General features: G+C 54.8%; 12 protein-coding genes. 5 read left to right on the top strand and 7 right to left on the bottom strand.

Annotated features, from left to right (window positions below; translation table 11 throughout):
• Positions 1-259 precede the first annotated feature (259 nt).
• A complete protein-coding gene (locus tag EKN00_RS03860) occupies positions 260-3,061 on the bottom strand; it encodes an SEC10/PgrA surface exclusion domain-containing protein (RefSeq protein ID WP_127848839.1) in 2,802 nt (933 codons plus the stop codon).
• A gap of 435 nt (positions 3,062-3,496) precedes the next feature.
• On the opposite strand from EKN00_RS03860, the gene EKN00_RS03855 reads away from it, so the two are divergent.
• A complete protein-coding gene (locus tag EKN00_RS03855) occupies positions 3,497-5,377 on the top strand; it encodes a helix-turn-helix domain-containing protein (RefSeq protein WP_127848838.1) in 1,881 nt (626 codons plus the stop codon).
• Positions 5,378-5,465: 88 nt separating this feature from the next.
• Here the strand turns inward: EKN00_RS03855 and EKN00_RS03850 are convergent, their stop codons facing one another.
• Positions 5,466-6,419 carry a YitT family protein gene (locus EKN00_RS03850; RefSeq protein WP_127848837.1) on the bottom strand — a complete coding sequence of 318 codons (954 nt, stop codon included), beginning with the start codon at positions 6,417-6,419 and terminating at the stop codon, positions 5,466-5,468.
• Between the two features lie 237 nt (positions 6,420-6,656).
• The gene (locus tag EKN00_RS03845) at positions 6,657-8,444 is read right to left on the bottom strand and encodes a bifunctional diguanylate cyclase/phosphodiesterase (protein ID WP_127848836.1); all 1,788 of its coding nucleotides are present in this window, start codon (positions 8,442-8,444) and stop codon (positions 6,657-6,659) included.
• Between the two features lie 369 nt (positions 8,445-8,813).
• Here EKN00_RS03845 and EKN00_RS03840 point away from each other — a divergent pair, with 369 nt between their 5' ends.
• The gene (locus tag EKN00_RS03840) at positions 8,814-9,254 is read left to right on the top strand and encodes a YueI family protein (protein ID WP_127848835.1); all 441 of its coding nucleotides are present in this window, start codon (positions 8,814-8,816) and stop codon (positions 9,252-9,254) included.
• A gap of 150 nt (positions 9,255-9,404) precedes the next feature.
• Here EKN00_RS03840 and EKN00_RS03835 read toward each other — a convergent pair whose 3' ends face one another.
• Complete coding sequence (locus tag EKN00_RS03835; RefSeq protein ID WP_127848834.1) at positions 9,405-11,186, bottom strand: hypothetical protein; 1,782 nt, start codon at positions 11,184-11,186, stop codon at positions 9,405-9,407.
• A gap of 419 nt (positions 11,187-11,605) precedes the next feature.
• Between EKN00_RS03835 and EKN00_RS03830 the strand changes: the two genes are divergently transcribed.
• Both EKN00_RS03830 and EKN00_RS03825 read left to right on the top strand, forming a co-directional pair.
• Entirely contained in the window at positions 11,606-11,881 is a 276-nt protein-coding gene (locus tag EKN00_RS03830; protein WP_127848833.1) for a hypothetical protein, read from the top strand.
• Between the two features lie 201 nt (positions 11,882-12,082).
• On the top strand, positions 12,083-12,574 hold the full coding sequence (locus EKN00_RS03825) for a universal stress protein (RefSeq protein ID WP_127848832.1): 492 nt from the start codon (positions 12,083-12,085) through the stop codon (positions 12,572-12,574).
• A 103-nt stretch (positions 12,575-12,677) separates the two neighbouring features.
• Here the strand turns inward: EKN00_RS03825 and EKN00_RS03820 are convergent, their stop codons facing one another.
• From EKN00_RS03820 to EKN00_RS03810, 3 genes are all read right to left on the bottom strand, one after another.
• Positions 12,678-13,565 carry a helix-turn-helix domain-containing protein gene (locus EKN00_RS03820; protein ID WP_127848831.1) on the bottom strand — a complete coding sequence of 296 codons (888 nt, stop codon included), beginning with the start codon at positions 13,563-13,565 and terminating at the stop codon, positions 12,678-12,680.
• Positions 13,566-13,831: 266 nt separating this feature from the next.
• Positions 13,832-14,719, bottom strand: coding sequence for a DNA/RNA non-specific endonuclease (locus EKN00_RS03815; RefSeq protein ID WP_421825372.1), 888 nt, complete (start codon positions 14,717-14,719; stop codon positions 13,832-13,834).
• Positions 14,716-15,426: a sunset domain-containing protein gene (locus tag EKN00_RS03810; protein WP_127848830.1), complete on the bottom strand. Its 711-nt coding sequence runs from the start codon at positions 15,424-15,426 to the stop codon at positions 14,716-14,718. The genes EKN00_RS03815 and EKN00_RS03810 overlap by 4 nt, the downstream gene beginning before the upstream one ends.
• A 401-nt stretch (positions 15,427-15,827) precedes the next feature.
• Here EKN00_RS03810 and EKN00_RS03805 point away from each other — a divergent pair, with 401 nt between their 5' ends.
• Positions 15,828-17,165: a hypothetical protein gene (locus EKN00_RS03805; protein WP_127848829.1), complete on the top strand. Its 1,338-nt coding sequence runs from the start codon at positions 15,828-15,830 to the stop codon at positions 17,163-17,165.
• Positions 17,166-17,262 lie beyond the last annotated feature (97 nt).

The raw sequence follows: 17,262 nt of genomic DNA, 5'->3' as shown, positions 1-17,262 counted from the left end.
CAGCATCGTTATTTTTTAAGCATATTCTTGCATTTGTATTTTAACACGAAGATTGCTAACTGCAGACGGTTGTTAATCAATCACCAACAATTTCACCTTGGCGGCGGCACGCAACACGCTATAAGCATTGTGTTATCTTAAAGCGTGCCCACCAAAATGATTAGCCACTCTCTGTCCACTATTGCGGCCCCACAAAAACGATCCATTTCAAGCTCGCACTGACCAAAAAAGTGCCGGCATTTTGCCGACACTTCATTAACTAGAACTGGCGCTTCTTGAAGCCGACAAGTGCTAACAGACTCGTCATCGCCAGGGCAAACATCCCCAATGCACCTAGGTTACTTGTAGCATCCCCTAGTTGAGCCAGGGACTTATTCGTCTGGCTACCACGAGTAGCTTGGGCGGCAGGTGCCGCTTGTGCGTTCTGCGTTGAACCAGGCTTCAAAGCAACCTGCTTGTCGGTGTCACCCTTTGCCAAGTTGATTGGCGTGCCTTTAGCCTGCGTGTTGTCGTAGAAGTCCTCAGGCTTAACGGATACGGCATCACCAGCTGCCGCCTTAAATTCAGGTTTAACGGTGTTATCGTAGAAGTCTGCCGGCTTAACGGAAACAGCCTCGCCAGTTGCCGCTTTAAATTCAGGCTTAACAACGGGCATCCCATCGTGGCGACTGTGCACCAGACTGTCAATGTACTGGTTCAGCTGGGCGGTCTTGAGCTGGGTCTGCGCTGCAGCTAGGGCCTGCTTAGCCGCGGTTAATGCCGCCGCAGTTGCTTTGGCATCGGCGTTTGGCTTAACGGCTGCCGCTTCAGCGGCGGTCAGGGCGTCTTTGGCATCGGTAACTGCCTGCTTAGCAGCCGCCAGCTTAGCATTAGCGGCCTGCAGGTTAGCATCACCATTTTGCATGTCCGCTAGCTGCTGCTTAAGGTCAGCAACGTGCTTTTGGGCAATCGCAACGGCATCAGCATCACTATCAGCCTTGGTTTGGGCATCCGTGACGGCCTTATCAGTGGCCTGCTGGTCCGCCTGCTTAGCTGTTAGCACGGCTTGCGCGCTAGCCAGGGTCTGCTTAGCGGCCGCTAGAGCGGCTTCAGCCGCCTTAACCGTCTCTGCCTGGCTAGCAGCGGCGCTGCTATTAGCAGTCTGCAGGGCCTGCAGCGCTGCTTGGGCACTGGCCAGCTTAGCGGCCGCACTGCTAGCCGCGCTAGTGGCCTGAGCCAACTTGTCAGCGGCATCGGATGCCGCGCTCTTGCTCTTAACCAGGGCATTTTTAGCATCCGTCAAGGTCTGACGAGCGGTTGTCTGCTGCTTTTGGGCCTTGGTCAGGGTTGTCGTCGCAGCAGCCAAAGTCTTCGCGGTCGCGTCCGCTTTAGCGGTAAGCGCCGCCAAATCGGTGCTTCCAGTTGCGCCAGCAGCTGCCGGGGTAAACACGCCCTTGCTGGTTGCTAGGTCCCGGTCGGCGATGTAAGTTGGTGAATCTTGCAGGTAAATGTAGTGAATCTGGCCGAATTTGTCAATGCTTAAACCAAAGTACTGCATGGTTGGATTGTTCCAGTAGCCCATCGTGTCAGCTGCATGTAAGTACATGGACTTAGCATCATCAAACATCATGTTAATAATACCTTGCCAAACGGATGCCCGGACATCAGCATAGGTGTGAGGACCTTCAGCACCAGTATCATTATCAATCCAGTTGTAATCTGGATTGTTCGTGTTATTCCGCATTACCGCAATTTCAGGTACAAAAGAAATTGTGCTTTGAGCAGAAGCCATATCTTCATAATAATTGTCGGTACTGTTATAGCCATAATTTTTAGCGGCCGCGGTAATCGCCGAAACATCATGGCCAGGGTTGACCCACATATTCCAATTGTCGCTATTGTATCCAGCCGCAATTTCTTGAGCCATGGCCATGGCACCCGTGCTAAGCACAACTTTGGTCTGGCCGGTCTTGGCGCGAATCTGGTTAATTGTATCGGCGGCAAACTGGGCCAGTTCAAGCTGCATTGCTGGGGTAATCGCTTTGGCATTGGGCACTTCAATCTTGCTGTCACTTGGCGTATTGACGTAGCTGTTCAAGCTAAAACTAGTCGAGATTTTAGCACCCGCGGCATCAAACTTCGGTGAACTTGTGTCCGCAAAGGCATCGAGGTCCGACTTAGTGATATCACTAGCCCACTTAACGGTGTTAGGCAGATGGCTATCCGTGACGCTGCTGGAACTACTTTGCTGCGCAGCGGTGACGGCGTTTTGGGCCGCGGTGTTCGCCGTTGTGGCAGCAGTCTTAGCGGCCGCCGCCGTATTAACGGCATCATCGGCCTGGTCAGCGGCAGTTTGCGCCTGGATTACGGCGGCGTTATCAGTTGCTACCTGCTGGTCTGCCGCGGTCTTAGCACTTTGGGCGGATTCAACATCTTTATCAGCGGTCTGCTTTTGGCTCATGGCCTGGTCAACACTGCTTTGGGCGGCGTTGATATCACCGCTGGCATTGCCCGTCTTTGCGGCGGCAGTGGCGGTCTGCTTTTGATTAACATCATTTTGGGCGGTGGTTACGTCATTTTGGGCAGCCGTAACAGCCGCTTTAGCGCTGTCAGCGGCCTTTTTGGCCGTGTCAACAGCGCTGGCACTAGCCTTAGCGGCGCTAGTCTTAGCCGCGACGTCAGCTTCGCCGGTCTTGATGTCTTTCTGCACTTCGGCCTGCTTAGCGGGGGTAGCGTCAGCCGCATTCTGGGCAACCTTCGCCTGGTCAGCTGCAGCGGTCTTTTCGGCCGTCTGGGCGGATGTTACCTGCTGCTTAGCGGCGTCAACTTTGGCGTTAGCGGCAGTTGCCACCTTTTGTGCGGCGGTGTCCGCCTTAGTTGCTGCGTCAACATCGCTTTGCTTTTGGTCAACGTTGGCCTGGGCCGCTTTGACGGCGGCATCAGGGGTTGGCGTGGTGTCTTTGGTCGTCGTTGGTGCTGGCGTGTCCGTATCAGCGTGCACCGCGGTATTCCCAGTTGCGGCGACACCGGCAGCAGCCATTGCGATTGCGGCGGTAGTTAACACTTTGTTTGTTTTTGTCATGAACGAATCTTCTCCCTTATTAGATAGCTCATACTTCTTCACACTTGGCAAGCATGCGGCCTCCAGATCATCCCTTGGGTTCAAGCTTACATTGTTATGGTATGCACCATTAAAGTGTTTAACAATCCGTTTGCTAAAAATAAATCGATTAATTGGTCCATTTTTGCATTTATGTAATTTCGGTCCCTAAACAAACTCATATTTGTTTAACAATGTACACATCGGAGCTTTCATTCCAGCCAAGCCCCTAATCAGTAGTGGTTTAGACCACCAGTACTTGTGAAATAAATGTGTGCTTCAAAATCAAAAACCACGGTTCCATTTGGCTTTCTTAAATTGACATTTTGACAGCAGAACCGTCGCCAAAGAACTAGCCAGCAAAGTCAAACGCAAATCACCGTTGTTGAATGCGCTATCAAAAAGTGGGGAATCGACATGAATGCAAAAACCCTCGGCGGATTCTTCCGCCAGTTCCGGCAGGACCGGGGCCTTAATCTGAATCAGGCAGTTGCGGGGGCCGGGTGCTCGGCCGCTGCCCTGTCCCGCTTTGAGCGTGGCCAAAACGACCTCAGCATCCACAGCGTGCGGCAAATTCTGCGCAACTTGCAGATGGACCTGCATGACTTCCTGAGCTTCACCGACTCGCTGCCTGAGATTATCAATCGCGGCACTTACCTGAATTTTCTGAGCAATAATCTGACCGCAGTCGCCGACCAGAATGCGCAGTTTGCCGCCGCAAACGCACGCCATGCTGATAACCGCATGACCAAGCTGCTGCTCTTTGTCCTCTGCACCTGCCAGCGCGCAGATACCGATGATTTTCAGCTGACCGCCGACCAGGAGGAACGGATTGCCCTATTCCTGCAGCCATTCCCCTACTGGAACTACGCCCACTCACTGACCATCGCCGCGGCGGTCCGCTTTGGCAGCAGCACCCTCCGCGCCAAAATTGCTGCGGGCCTGATTGAATACGCACACCAGTTCACCGCCGCCAATATTACCGAATCCACCATTCCCAGTTCTGACCTGGCCGTTTTGCTGCTCCAGAGCCTAGCACACCGGGAAATGGCCACGAGCACGGTCCTGCTCGCAGCCATGACTTCCTACCACAACTTGCGGATGCAAAACCGGCACATGGATTCCCTCAGTATCAACGCCCTCGATGAGGCGCCCCTGACCGAACTGGCCCGGCTTGCCTACCAGTATGTGGTGCAGCCAAGTGGGGCCAACCGGGATAACGTGCACGGTCTCCTCGGCCGGATCGATGCCCTGGGCGCGCACGGCCTGTCCGGCTACTGCAGTCGCGCATGGACGCTCATCGTGCGCGGACTGCCCAGCTGGACGAACAACAAGATGCCAGCCAAAACGCGCACGCATCAGCAAGGCACGCTGCCAAATTGGCAGTGGAGCGGTGCCACCATTGCGTGGATTCGGCACCACTACAAGCTGGCGCTGACCGATTTAAGCGTCAACTGGGCCAGTGCCACCGAGTCGCGCTTCGAAGCCGGCAAGACGCAGTTCGGGTTCCGCGATGCGTTCGCCCTGACTGTGCGGCTGGCAATCGACGTCCGCATCTTTTACGGGAACCTGGGTCAGGCAGACACCGATCCGTTTGCACCAGTGTTGCAGGACCAGTCCCAGCCGGATTTCATTAACGGTGTGTTGCACTGCCTGAACCTCGCCAAGTTGAATTTGCCGACCATGCCGCACGCACGCGAACTGCTCGCAACCAGTGCGCTGACCGTTCGCGCAATCAAACTGCTGCGCCAGTATGGAGTAAGTGACGCGAAGATTGCTACGCTGGTGGATACCAGCCAAATTGGCACCAACGTTGTCTCGGCGCTGGCAAACTGCAAAGCGCTGCCGTACTCGGATTTCATGGCCGTGGTCCAGTGCACCCCATACGTGCCGACCAGTCATCTGCAAGGCATCTGGCGGCGCCTGTTAACCCACGCCCGCTTTAACCCCAACACGACCAGCGAACTTAGCATGGTGGTCTACGCGATGATGTTCAAATACGCCATCAACGGGCAAATCAACCAACTAACCGTCCTGCAGCAAACGCTCCGCAACATCTACGCAGACGGGGTCAACCTCTCTGGCTCGATGTTCTTAACCGCCGCGCGGCTCATCGGCCAGCTGATAACTGACCCATCAGCGGTCCTCGGCATCACCACCCTCGTGCACCAAAACAGCCAGACCATTCAGGCCTTTGTGCACCCTGTCCCCGAAGCCGGTGCGTGGTTCGGCGACATCTTTACGGTAATCGAAGACACACTCATCCCGGCGGTCAAGTTGGGCGCAAAACAGGCATAATCTGAATTAAAAAACGGTAGCAAGACCCACTGTGGGTTGCTACCGTTTTTGTTCGCAAAAAATTCGCACCAGTTGCGCAGCCGGCCACCTAACCAATCTGGTTCCGCTTGGCTGCTGCTTCTGCCGGTCGCGGCGGGCGTGTCTGCCCCGCCCCAACCTTCTTGGCCCGCTGCTGATCCGCCGACAGGAATTCGCCGAACACATCCACGGTCGCGACAATATCGATGAAGGCGAGCGGGTCGACTTGGTGAATTGCCTCGGTCAAATCGTAGAGCTCGTAGCGGGACACCACGATCATCAGCGTGTTGTTGTCGCGGCGCATGAAGCCCCCACGCGAATCCATGACCGTAATCCCGCGAATCAGGCGCTTCGTGACGGCCGCAATCACCGCTTCCTCGCGCTCGGTGACGATGAACGCCGTTAGTTTCTGGTTGGCCGTGTGAATCGTGTCCACCACCCGCGTCATGCAGTAGATGGAAATGATGGTGTACAGCGCGCTTTCCCACTGAATGCCGAGCCCGGCCACCATGACAATGACGAAGTTGACGGCGAACATGAGCACACCCACCGACTGCCGCGTGGTTTTCGCCAGGTACATCGACAGAATATCAAAGCCGCCGGTGGAAAAACCGTACCGGAGCGCGATACCGACCCCAACCCCGGTGAGGACCCCACCGAAAATCGCGTTCATTAACGGGTTATCGGTCAGTGCGTGCACCGGCAGCACGATGACAAGCCCCGAAATCAGGAAAGTATTAATCATGCTGAAGATGGTGAACTGCCGGCCAAGTTTGCGCCACGCCAGGTACACCAGCGGAATGTTCAACACGAGGTTCAGCCACCCAGTCAGGTCACCGGTCCGCATCCCCGCCCGCCGCAAAAACAGGGAGATGAGTTGCGCCACCCCGGTCGCCCCGGATTGAAACACGTTGGCCGGCGTCAAAAACAGATTGAGCGCCAGTGCCGTAATGAGCGCACTGACTAACGCCACGCCCAGCCGCTTAACTTCCTCGTATTTGCCGTCATTTCGCCATTTGCTCATAATTTGCCTCGTTCATGATTTGTAGACAGTTGCTCATCAACCAAACCGGTTAAAAAAGCACCTTGAATAGCATACTGGCTGGGCATCAAAAAGAAAATACATATTGCAAAATTTGTGGGCAAAAATCGGCAAAAATTTCGCTTGTGTTCGTGATTCATAAACACCAGTCGCTCATTTCAGTGCTTTTCCCGTAAAAAAACACCCAGGTACGCTGGGCGCCTGGGTGTGGATTAATAGTTACAGAATTCGGGGCAATACCGGTCGGCTGAAGTAATAGCCTTGGCCCATCGTTACCGCAAAGTCATTGGCAAGATGGATATCGCGGTCGGTCTCAATCCCCTGGAGGATGAAGGTCAGATTGTGGGTCTTCGCCACCGATTCCCAGTAACGAATCAGCTCGCGAATCTTGTCCTCATCATGCAGCCTGCGCAACTCATTCAGCGGCATTTTCGCATAAGTGAACAGGTCGAGGACCGGCGCGAACTGGGCGTACGTTCCCTCAATGCCCACCGAGTCGATGGTGAACTTGATGCCGGCAGCGAGGTAGTCGGGTGCGACCTGCCGGAAACTTGCGTAGTCGTCCATGTGGTCAAGTTCAACCACAATGGCACACTTGCCGCCCTGGTCGTTCATGTAGTTGATTAGCGCATCCTTGATTTCCGGATCGACCAATTCACGCAGTTCGAAGTTCATGCACAGCGACGGTACTTCGAGGTTGTTCACGGCCCGCTGCATCAGGTTAATGATGGTGGGCACGGTGACGTCGAAGTTGTGCGGCAACGTCCATTTGCCGTGGTCGTAAACCCGCAGCAGCATTTCGTTACTGACAATGGAGTTATCGCTGATGCGGACAATTGGCTGGGTGAAGAATGTGTAGTTCATCATCGTGCTTTCCCGGCCGCTGCGTGCATCGCCAATCCCGTTCACGGTGACGCAATCGCGCCCGCGCTGCTTGGACATGTACAAACTACCATCTGCACGTTTGGTCATGGCCAGCAGCGACATGTCGTCGTCCTCGCGCTCGGTCACCCCGGCAGAGATGGTGCAGCGAAAACGGTTACCCTCAAAAATAATCCGCTCGCTGCGCACATTGGCCCAGCAGAGGTGAATTAGCCGGCTGGCATCAACCAGTGTGTACCCGGGCATCACGATGGTCATTTCTTCGCCCCCGGTCCGGTATAATCCGGCTCGGCCGCCATCAGCTTCAAGCACGCGCTGAATAATCTTGGTAATGCCAATCAGAACGGCATCCCCCGCGGCGTGGCCGTAATCATCGTTGAACATTTTGAACCGGTCAATATCGATTACGGCAACGGCGAGGGGCTCATTTTGTTGAACCGCCTCGTGGAACTGCTCTTCACTGATGGTCAAAAACATTTTCAGGCTGCGCGCCCCAGTCAGGGTATCCTCGTTGAGTTCTCGCAACATCCGTTCCCGTTCCTCTTCGCGGCGGTGAATACTTAACCAGTAGAAGAACGCATAACCACTCATTATAAAGAAAATTATCGGGTTCAGAATCGCCTCATCACGCCCGAGCCCCACGTACGTTGACCAGTACAGGACACTGACGGCAATCGCAAAAATCGTGTTGGCCAGCCGGTGGTAATGAATCGTGTACTGCCACCGCCGAATCACGAAGTACAGCGCGGTAAACACCACCGCCACGAGCAGGAACAGGTGCGCATCGAACGGATGATTGAGCATCCAGAACATCGCGAAGATGAACCAGTTGAGCGCATACTCCCACTCCTCCTGGTTCTCATCCAGCAAGGTGTACGAGGTGATGAACAGCTGCAAATTAAGGTACAGCCCCTGGTCACTGGGCGCCGTCGCGGCCGCTAGCTGCAGCCCGAGCGTGACAACCAGCGGAATGAGTAGCAAAATAAGCCGGTTGTTGAGCAGACGCGGCCGATCATCGCCGCCCTCAACCAGTTGTTGATAAAACCTTGAACTAAAATAGGTGGTGTACCCTGCCACAAAGAACACAGACAGAATAAACCGACCGAACCACGAACCAAGTGTCATGAAGCTCCCCCATGCATGCACATAATGCAACAATAATGGTCGCTAAATAACGACAATATCTTGTTCATCTGTCTACATTCGTCAATTTATACAAATATTAATACGTGCTACCACGTAAACCTAAACTCACGGTCTCCCCAGACCGAGTTAATACACTAATCTTTAATCTACACTTAAGTTAACAACTATACAATCGCAAATTGGCGGCTTTGCTGAGAATTAAGTTATCCTTCAGCTATGCACAGAAGTGTGTCAGCAATTACCCCGATTACGCACGCTACGACCGGCATCCGGGCGTTACCCTTTTGCGACCGCTTACTAATACTGCTATAATTGCTACCTACAAGGTGCAAGCAAGGAGACGACATCATGAGCGACAAGAATACTAATGAACTAGACGACCACATGACCAATGCCATTTTTGGCCCACGCAAGACCAACCCCGACGAACGGCGCAAGTTCCTGGGTTCCCTTCGTGAGCGGGTCGCCCTGCGCATTAGCAACGTCCAATTGCGCGATGCCCACACCGTTTTGCGGTTCAAGGCCGTCATCGCGGAATACAAGGACAAGGACTACAGCGTGCTCATCAACGGCCACGTCGGCACCGGCACAACCGGCCCGTTCGTCAAGGTCTGCGCGCAAAACGACATCCCCTTCACCCTCGTGAGCGACGAATCCGCCCAGCTGGATGACGACGCAACCGGGTTGCTCGTCGTGGCAAAACAGGCCATCTTCAAGGACAACATCGATTTGCCGGCGGAAGCAAAACCGGCAGAAAAGAAAAAGCACCATTTGTTCGGGCTGTTCTAGGTTGCCAGTAACCGTGAACTATGAGCGTCAACGCGGCGCCCGTTAGTGACTTATTGATATAGATAAACAATACCCGCAGTGAGGCGACTAGTCCTCACTGCGGGTATTGTTTTCGCGCTATGGTGTGCACAAAGCAAACAGCAGCGCCCCCTACTTGCGGTCAATCTTCCGCACTGCATCCAGCACCTGCCCCACCACGGGCAAGCCATCACCGTACGTCGGGCACTCGAATTCGCTCAGATCTGGCGCCGCGTCCACGCCGACGATGGTCGCAAGCGTCGCCCCGCGCGTTTGTTCTTGCGGGTCATACGGCACAAATCCGTTTGGCACCACCAGCTGCACGGAACAGAGCCGCAAGCTGAGGGCCCTCGCCGCCTGCACCGCAAGCGTGTCATAGGACTGGTCCAAATCAGCGCGGCCGTTCTGCCACATCCCCGCCGCCGCGCTCACACTGTCGCGGCCCAGATACACCTGGCCGCCGCGTGAGACAACCGTGTCCAGCTTGACGCCCTGATCCGCCAAGGTTTCTGGGTCGACCGCCCGCGTTAACACTGGCAGGCCCGCCTGCTGCCGCCGCTGATTCCGCTGCGTAATTAGGTCCGCAAGCGTGTTGCGCCCGTTGCCGACAACATAGGCAAAATCACGCTGACTCACCGCCAGCACGGTTCCATCCAGCACCAGCAGGTTGAACTGATCGCCGGGGACGAACATCTCGACGTTCACCGACCCGTTAGCCGTCAGTTCTGCCGCAACCGCCTGGCTAAACGCCTCCGCGGTTGCCGGAATTGGGAACAGCGTGGTTGTCGCCGGCCGGTCCCCCTTGATGGCCAGGCTCTTGTTCTTAAAGCTGGCCGCAAAGTCGCGTTTAGCTGCAGCCAGGCTCACGTAATGGCTGCCAGCTGGTACCGGCAGCTTGGCCTTCCCCAGCGTCACCTTCCGCGCGGTCACGTTCTGCGCGATTTGGCACGCCGCCGCGCCGTTCAGGTCAGTTTGCCGGCCGCTGATGAACACGCGCTCATCCCCGAACTTCGCGGTGAACATGCCGTTTGCGCGCAGGTTCATATCCAGATCCGCGCCCTGCGCCATGCTCTCTTGCAGCAGCAACTGCACGTGCCGGCTCTGGTCACCAAACCCCGGCAGTAGTTCCTTCTGCGCCGATGCGTCTGCGCTAAGTGGCCAGCTGAGTTCAGCGGCATCAGCGCCATCGCCGCGCAAGGTCGCCGCCACGAAGTCAAGTAGCGGGATGTCCGCCTGGTTGCGGGCGAGCATCACCCAGCTAGCATCCCGCACGAGGCGCAGCGCGTTCGTGTTTGCCCCCACAATCTTCGGCAAATCCAGTTCCAGCCCCAGGATGCCGCGCTCAGCCATATTCTGGCCCAAAAGCCCCACGCGGCCAAGCTGACCCCCGATTGCCGGAGCCGCGTGCTTCGCGATGCTTTTCACGTAGGCCGGCAGATTGCTGAAGTCCAGCTGCGGGGCGGGCGCGGCGACCGTGCCCAGCGCGGTGAGCAGCGCCGGCATGTCTGCCTGGAGCCGCTTAGCGAGCGCGAGGTACTGCGCGTTGCGAAAATCGATGTAACTCATCTTCGGCGCCTGGTCGACGTATTGCCCGCTAAAAAGCGCCTCGGGGAAAAATAGCTGGACCCGCATCCCCGCTTCGCTTTCGGTGAGCTTGCCTGCTCCCCGGTGTTTGGCCACGGCACCGGCCGCCTGCAGCTGCGCGGTGGCGTCTGCCAGCTGATCGGTCGTCTTTGAGGTAATGATTACCTGAGTATTAGTCAGGTTGAAGAAAAATGGGCTCGCTGAAGGCGCAGCGGGTGCTTGCTGCGGATTACCGCTTGCATCAACCAAGCTAACCACCTTCAGCAGGCGCACCCGCAAAGCTTGCCTTAGCTGGTTCAAATGCAATCGCTGAATATCTTCGTAATTCATAGTTTCTTCCCCTCTTTGGTCACCATTTAGCGCATGGAATATTTTAGCACGAAAACCCCGGTGTTCCGAATTCAGTAACAGCCGTAATATAACAGCGCTTGCACGGGGAACGGCATGATGCTAATATAATAGATGAAGTTACTTAAGTGTTCGCCATTCCCTGTTATCAGTTGACCGAACATTCTCAATACATTGGGACCACAAAGCCGCATTGACGAATGGCCTATTTCACGTAGGACTCAGATTGATCCGGACCGGTCCCACCTGCATAATAGCGGGTTCACACGATTTGGGAAATATCCACGGCACCCAAAGTTTCTTCGCACATAAGCACAGGACTTGTTCCTGTGCTTTTTTGATGTTCAGCAAATATGTTATGATGCTTGCATACACGAAACACTCAGGAGGATTCTTTCAAAATGTTACTCATTGTCATGGCTGTCTACGCGCTCATTCTGCTCATTCTTGCCGGCTACCTGCTCTCGCACCGGCACCGCCCATTTCTCAGCGTGAACGTACCCAGCCCGGAACTCGCCGGTAACATGACGCTCACCGCCATCTTGCTTATCGTCTGCGCGGTTGTCGCAGTCGTTGGCGGCTTCATCGCGTCCAAGACCCTCGCCCTAGTTGCCATCACCGTTTCGGCAGTCTTCGTCGGGATTTTCGGGCTCTCGCTCGTGCGCGCCATTAACTAATTTATAATCCAGAGTCACATTCAGGGTGAGGCAAAAAGATTTCCAATTATTGGCAGAATCTTTTCGTCTCACCCTTTGTAATAGCTTTCACAGGATGGTAGACTTGAGTTAAGGAGAAAGGTGCAGGCGATATTACCCGCATTACCAGAGAGATTCTGGTCAACTCTTAAGACGATATTAGGAAAAGGGACGGTGTTTTCTATGCTGCAACAATACCAACACATTCTGGTCGCGATTGATGGCTCCTACGAGGCTGAACTTGCATTTAAGAAGGCCATCGCCGTGGCAAAACGGAACGATGCGGAACTCTACCTTGTCCACATCGTCGACACCCGCGCATTCCAGAACGTTTCCAGTTTTGATTCGGCAATGGTCGAACAAGTAACTGCAAGCGCGAAGAAAACCATGGAAGAATACAAACAGACCGCGCTGGATAACGGCGTGAAGAAGATTAATTACTCGATTGAGTACGGCGCACCCAAGACGATCATTGCCCGTGACGTACCTAAGCAGCGGCACATCGACCTCATCATCATTGGGGCCACCGGGCTGAACGCCGTTGAACGGCTGCTCATCGGCTCCGTGACCGAGTACGTCACCCGCCAGGCACCTTGCGACGTGCTCGTTGTCCGCACCGACCTGCAGAACAAGCCAGCGCTGGCAACCACCCGCAAGCCACGCGAGACCAAGTGATTTAACGCACAATCTCGTTAACTTAATTAGTTTTGGCTAAACCAAAAACGTCCCCAGCAAAAGCACTTGAACCACGTGCCTTTGCTGGGGACGTTCTTTTTCATCAATTTGCGATAACAGATTCGTCACTTTTTGACGTTACCCTGTTAACCAACGACCGGTTGCCCAGAATCTTGGCGAGGGTGAGCGCCGTGTCTTGCGCGGCATTTGCCATCCTGTTGCTCCGGCTGCCGCCCATCTTCCGGATGCATTCTGAATAAACACTGTAAATTTCATCCAGCAGGTACAACTGCCCGTTCGCGAGTGCCCGCTGCTGCGCCTTCTTGATTGTCTCCAGCGCATCGTCCCGTTCGCCGAGACGATTGTAGCAGCATGCCAGGTACCACAACACGGTGACGTCCATCCCCGCGTAACTGTTAATCTCCGGCTGGAGCTGCTTGATTGCCTCCGACGCCTCCTCAACCAGCAAACTGGTCTTGTCAATCTTGCCCATTTCCGCATAGGTAAGTGCCAGTCCCAGCTTCGCGACCACGATTGGTACCCCGCTTATCTGCCGGCGTGCGGTGGCGAGGACGCGTGAATAGTGGACCGCCGCGGTCACCAGGTCGCGGCTGTAGAAGAGGGCACAGGTCCCGAGCAGGTAGTGGTACCGCTGCACGAGGGTGATTTCCTCCAGCTGCTTCTCTTCGATGTTACCCAGCAGGCTCAGGACCCGCCCGAACTTGTAGTGCTGCAACTGCGCTTCTGCACTGATAATCTGCTTTTCCCCGTAGCCAAGGCTCCGAACAATTAGCTCCTCGACCCCGATGTTGAGGCGCTTGGCCACACTGATCAGCGTGTTCATGTTCGGCACTTTGTTTTGCTTTTCAATCAGGCTGATGGTGGCTTGGGTACAAATCCCGTCTGCCAGCGCCGATTGCGACATCCCCAGGTGTTTCCGATAGTCACGGACTTTGCCCCCGTTAACAAAAATCGTTCGCTTTTTATCCATATTGCCTCCCTGCGCAATAATGCGCGAATCATAACAACAGACAACTCCCTTCACAAAAAATTATAGCGAGATATTGGCAAAATTAGTATTTTCGAACGATTATTAATGACGGCAATATAATAAGTTAATTATCGAAAATATTGTGCATTAGTTAACAATACAGGTGCAAATTCCCGGGCTCAAGCGGAATGCACCAACCACAAAAACCGGGCATTAATTCCGCCAATAATCATGGTGGAATTAATGCCCGGTTTTTATTGATTTATTTATCTATGGCTGTAACCCGTACTGTAATCAATGGTGTAACCCGCCTCGACGTTGAAAATGTACACATTGAAGCGAATTGTATTATCCCCAATCGATTGGGCGCGCATCTGCACCCCACGCGCAACCAGTTCGTTGCCCCGGAAAATCGGCCGGACCTGGTAGCGCACCAGGTGGCGGGAATTCTCCTTCAGGTACGCGGCGATGTCATCCTCGTGTGCGAGCATGAGCGGCGTGTTGAGCGTCTGCGTACCCGTCATCAGGTTCTTCGGGTTGTTGTTCTCCCCCGATAGCTGGAACCCAATCAGGTGGCTGCGGTTAAACAACCAGCCGTGTGCCGTGCGCTTATTGTGCCAGCCGGTTGGATCCCAGGTCAGCGCCGTCCGCTCGCTGGTCGGCATGAGCTTGCGTCCCAGTAGCGCGTTGGCCACGGTCACGCGGTTAAGTGAATCCAAGTTGCCGTAGCTTTCCCAGGCGCCACGTGCGGTGCTGAGCTCGCTTGCCGTAAAGCCGGGATTATTCCCGTTGACCGTGATTTCCTGGGTGCCGCTGTAGTTCAGCTTGGCCAGACTGCTGGCCCCGCCGTTAGACTGACTGGTCGCCGCGGCACTTGCTGCTGGGGCGTGCTTGGCTGCATCCTTTTTAGCCTCGAGCTGTTTTTTTGCCGCCGCAACGTCCTTTTTCAGCTTATCAAGCTTGGCACTGGTCTTCTTGTTCTTGGCCTCAAGTTGCTTGGCCGCGTCCAGGTCATCGTGGTTCTTCTTGGTGACCGTCTTCGTCTTGACCGTCACCTTGACCTTGTCCGGCTGACTCTGACATCCGGCAAGGGTTGCCCCCGTGCCCAGCAGAATTGCAATGAACGCCGGATAAATCGTTAATTTTTTCATCATCGCAACGCCTTCCTGTAACCGGCCGCTTTTGCGGCAGCCTCCGTCTTGAAGTAAACCGCGTTGGCCGGCTTCATGTGGTAACCTGACTGACCGGGCACGTGATAAATTTTGGAATTCTTATTCCCGATAATCTGGCCCTGCCCCGTCACCACGTCGCCGCCGGTTGAGCGCTTGACCGTGCGGTGCGTTGATGCCTGCGCCCGTGAGCGCGAACGCGAACGACTGGCCGACGCCGCTTGCGCCTTGGCCACTGATGCACTGGATGCACTGGCGGCCTTGGCCGCACTTGCGCTGCTGGCCGCGCGTGCTTTGCTGGCAGAACTGGCTGAGCTTGCGGAACTGGCAAGGCTACTACTTGCGGACTTCACAGAGCTTGACTCACTGGTTAGCTCAGCCAGACTAGCCGCCAGCGCACTTGATTCAGCCTTGGCGTCAGCGAGCCGACTTGCGCCGACACGGATCACCTTGTGCTTAATCTTGTAACTAATACTCGTGGATGCGGTTTTACCTGAATTGCCTGCGCCACTGCTGCAACCAACGCCAACCACACTAAACACGGCAATGGCACTAATCAGCACCGCCACTTTGCCCGATGCTCGCCGCGCTTTTGGCGCACGCCTGCTCAGAAATAGGCCGCCCCAAACGGCCAGTGCTACAAGTACTAGCAACACAATCGGGAACACATTCTCCATAAACACCCAGGTCATGTCGCCACAACCTTCCCCTTCTATATGAACAATTTATATCAACTATATTGATTATTCATGTTCTCGGGAACAAACGCAACAGAACTCGGGGACAAAATACCGTAACGACTTGCCGCGCCCCACAACCATGACCCGGCAACTCGCGAAATAATTCTATTGGTGCACAGCGGCTAGCTACCGTGCCTGCCAATTGAGCGTTATTAAAACCATTGCAGCCCGGCCATCACGAAAAGATGCATTGATGTCGTTATAAGTTATTAAGTCATAAGATTCAGTTATAATATCTCGATGTAACTACTATTTTTCAATAATTACAATTGCACTTTACTAATTATGAATAGCTTGCATAAGAACGTTCATGTATAATAAAAGTAGAGCAGAAAATCCCACTAGGAGGGCCCATGATGACTACGGAGACGAATAATAAATCAACCCCGACACTACTATTAATTAGCATGCTTGGCGATGAAATTGTGCGGCTTAGCGGTCACAAGCCGGCCCAACTAGATGTAATTTTATCCGCGCCAACTTTGCCCGAATGGTTCATCCCGGCGCTGGCGCAGGTGGTCAAACGCGGGTTTAGCTGGGAGCAGGTTCTGCAGGCACTTGATTTGCCCCGCGCACAAAATGATGCGTTAGCCGCGGAAACTGTGCACTTCGCTAGCAGCAGCGACAGCAGCCTCATCATGATGGCCGCAACCGAATTACTCACGGGTGACTTTGGTGAGGACCCGACCGCTGAAGACTACAACCAGCTGCGGGCGATTTCCGCCCCCAGTTTGGGGTACCTTGCAATCCGCGGAATCACCTGGAATGACGTCTTGAATCGCTTAGCGCGGCGCAAGAAGGCCGAGACGACACCCGTGACATCAGTCGCACCAGATTCGGCAACGCCTGCCGCTTACGCACTGTCCATGAGTGATCAGGATGCACGCACCGCGGCAAAAGCCAAACTGACCGAAAATCACGCGCCGACCGCCGCCCCAACGCCGCCGCCAGTAGAGCCGCAATCAGCACTGTCAACACCCAAGCGCGCTGCCAAGAGTCCAGCAAGTAAAACCTGGATGGAACGTTACCCGAACGCAAATGAGAGCCGCACCGCGCGCGCAATTGTTGAACTGATGCACAAGTACAATGCGTTCGACGCCAAGACCTATCGCGAACTGGTTGCGCCCGCTGACGGCCCGCAACCAAGTGAGGTCACCAAACGTTTCGGCCCGGAACTATGGTTCAAGGCGCAGGATATCTACCTCGAGCGCTACGGTGTCGACCACATCCCAAGTGACATTCCCGAACGCTACTGGCGGGCGATTCCGCTTGAAGACGGCTTTTCGCGAATGTTCGCTGAGGCCAAGCGGCTCGGGCTCAGTTCGGAAATTGCCTACAATAATCACCGCCATCCCGCCCTGGCGCCAGCTTCAATGACGATGCGCCAACTATGTCAGGAGCAAGGCGTTAGTTACACCACATTGCGCAACCGGTTCTTCGGGCTTCCCCAAACTGATAACCCGGTCCGGGAACGGCGCAAGTTTACCACCTATCCCCTCGATTACGTGGTGTCCGCCCTGCACGATGGCTTAGTGGCCACCAAAGCACGGACGATTCGGGACTACGACCGTTTGCGCAACCCGCACCTCCACCCCTCAATTACGGAACTAGAGCGGGTAGCCGCAAGACACAGTCGCACCGCCCGTGAAGTCTACGGGGAGAAGTTCACCGAGCCGGCTTTTCCAGAGTAACTCAAAAACGCCCCACACCGTGCACTAGGCCCTGTCAAGTTGACAGATGAAATATTATAAAATTGAATCTGTCTCTAAGCGGCTTCATTCCAGTATT

Origin of the sequence: Lacticaseibacillus hulanensis, from assembly GCF_004010095.1 — a bacterium.
Classification (GTDB): Bacteria; Bacillota; Bacilli; order Lactobacillales; family Lactobacillaceae; genus Lacticaseibacillus; species Lacticaseibacillus hulanensis.
This window is presented reverse-complemented; position numbering and strand designations above follow the sequence as displayed.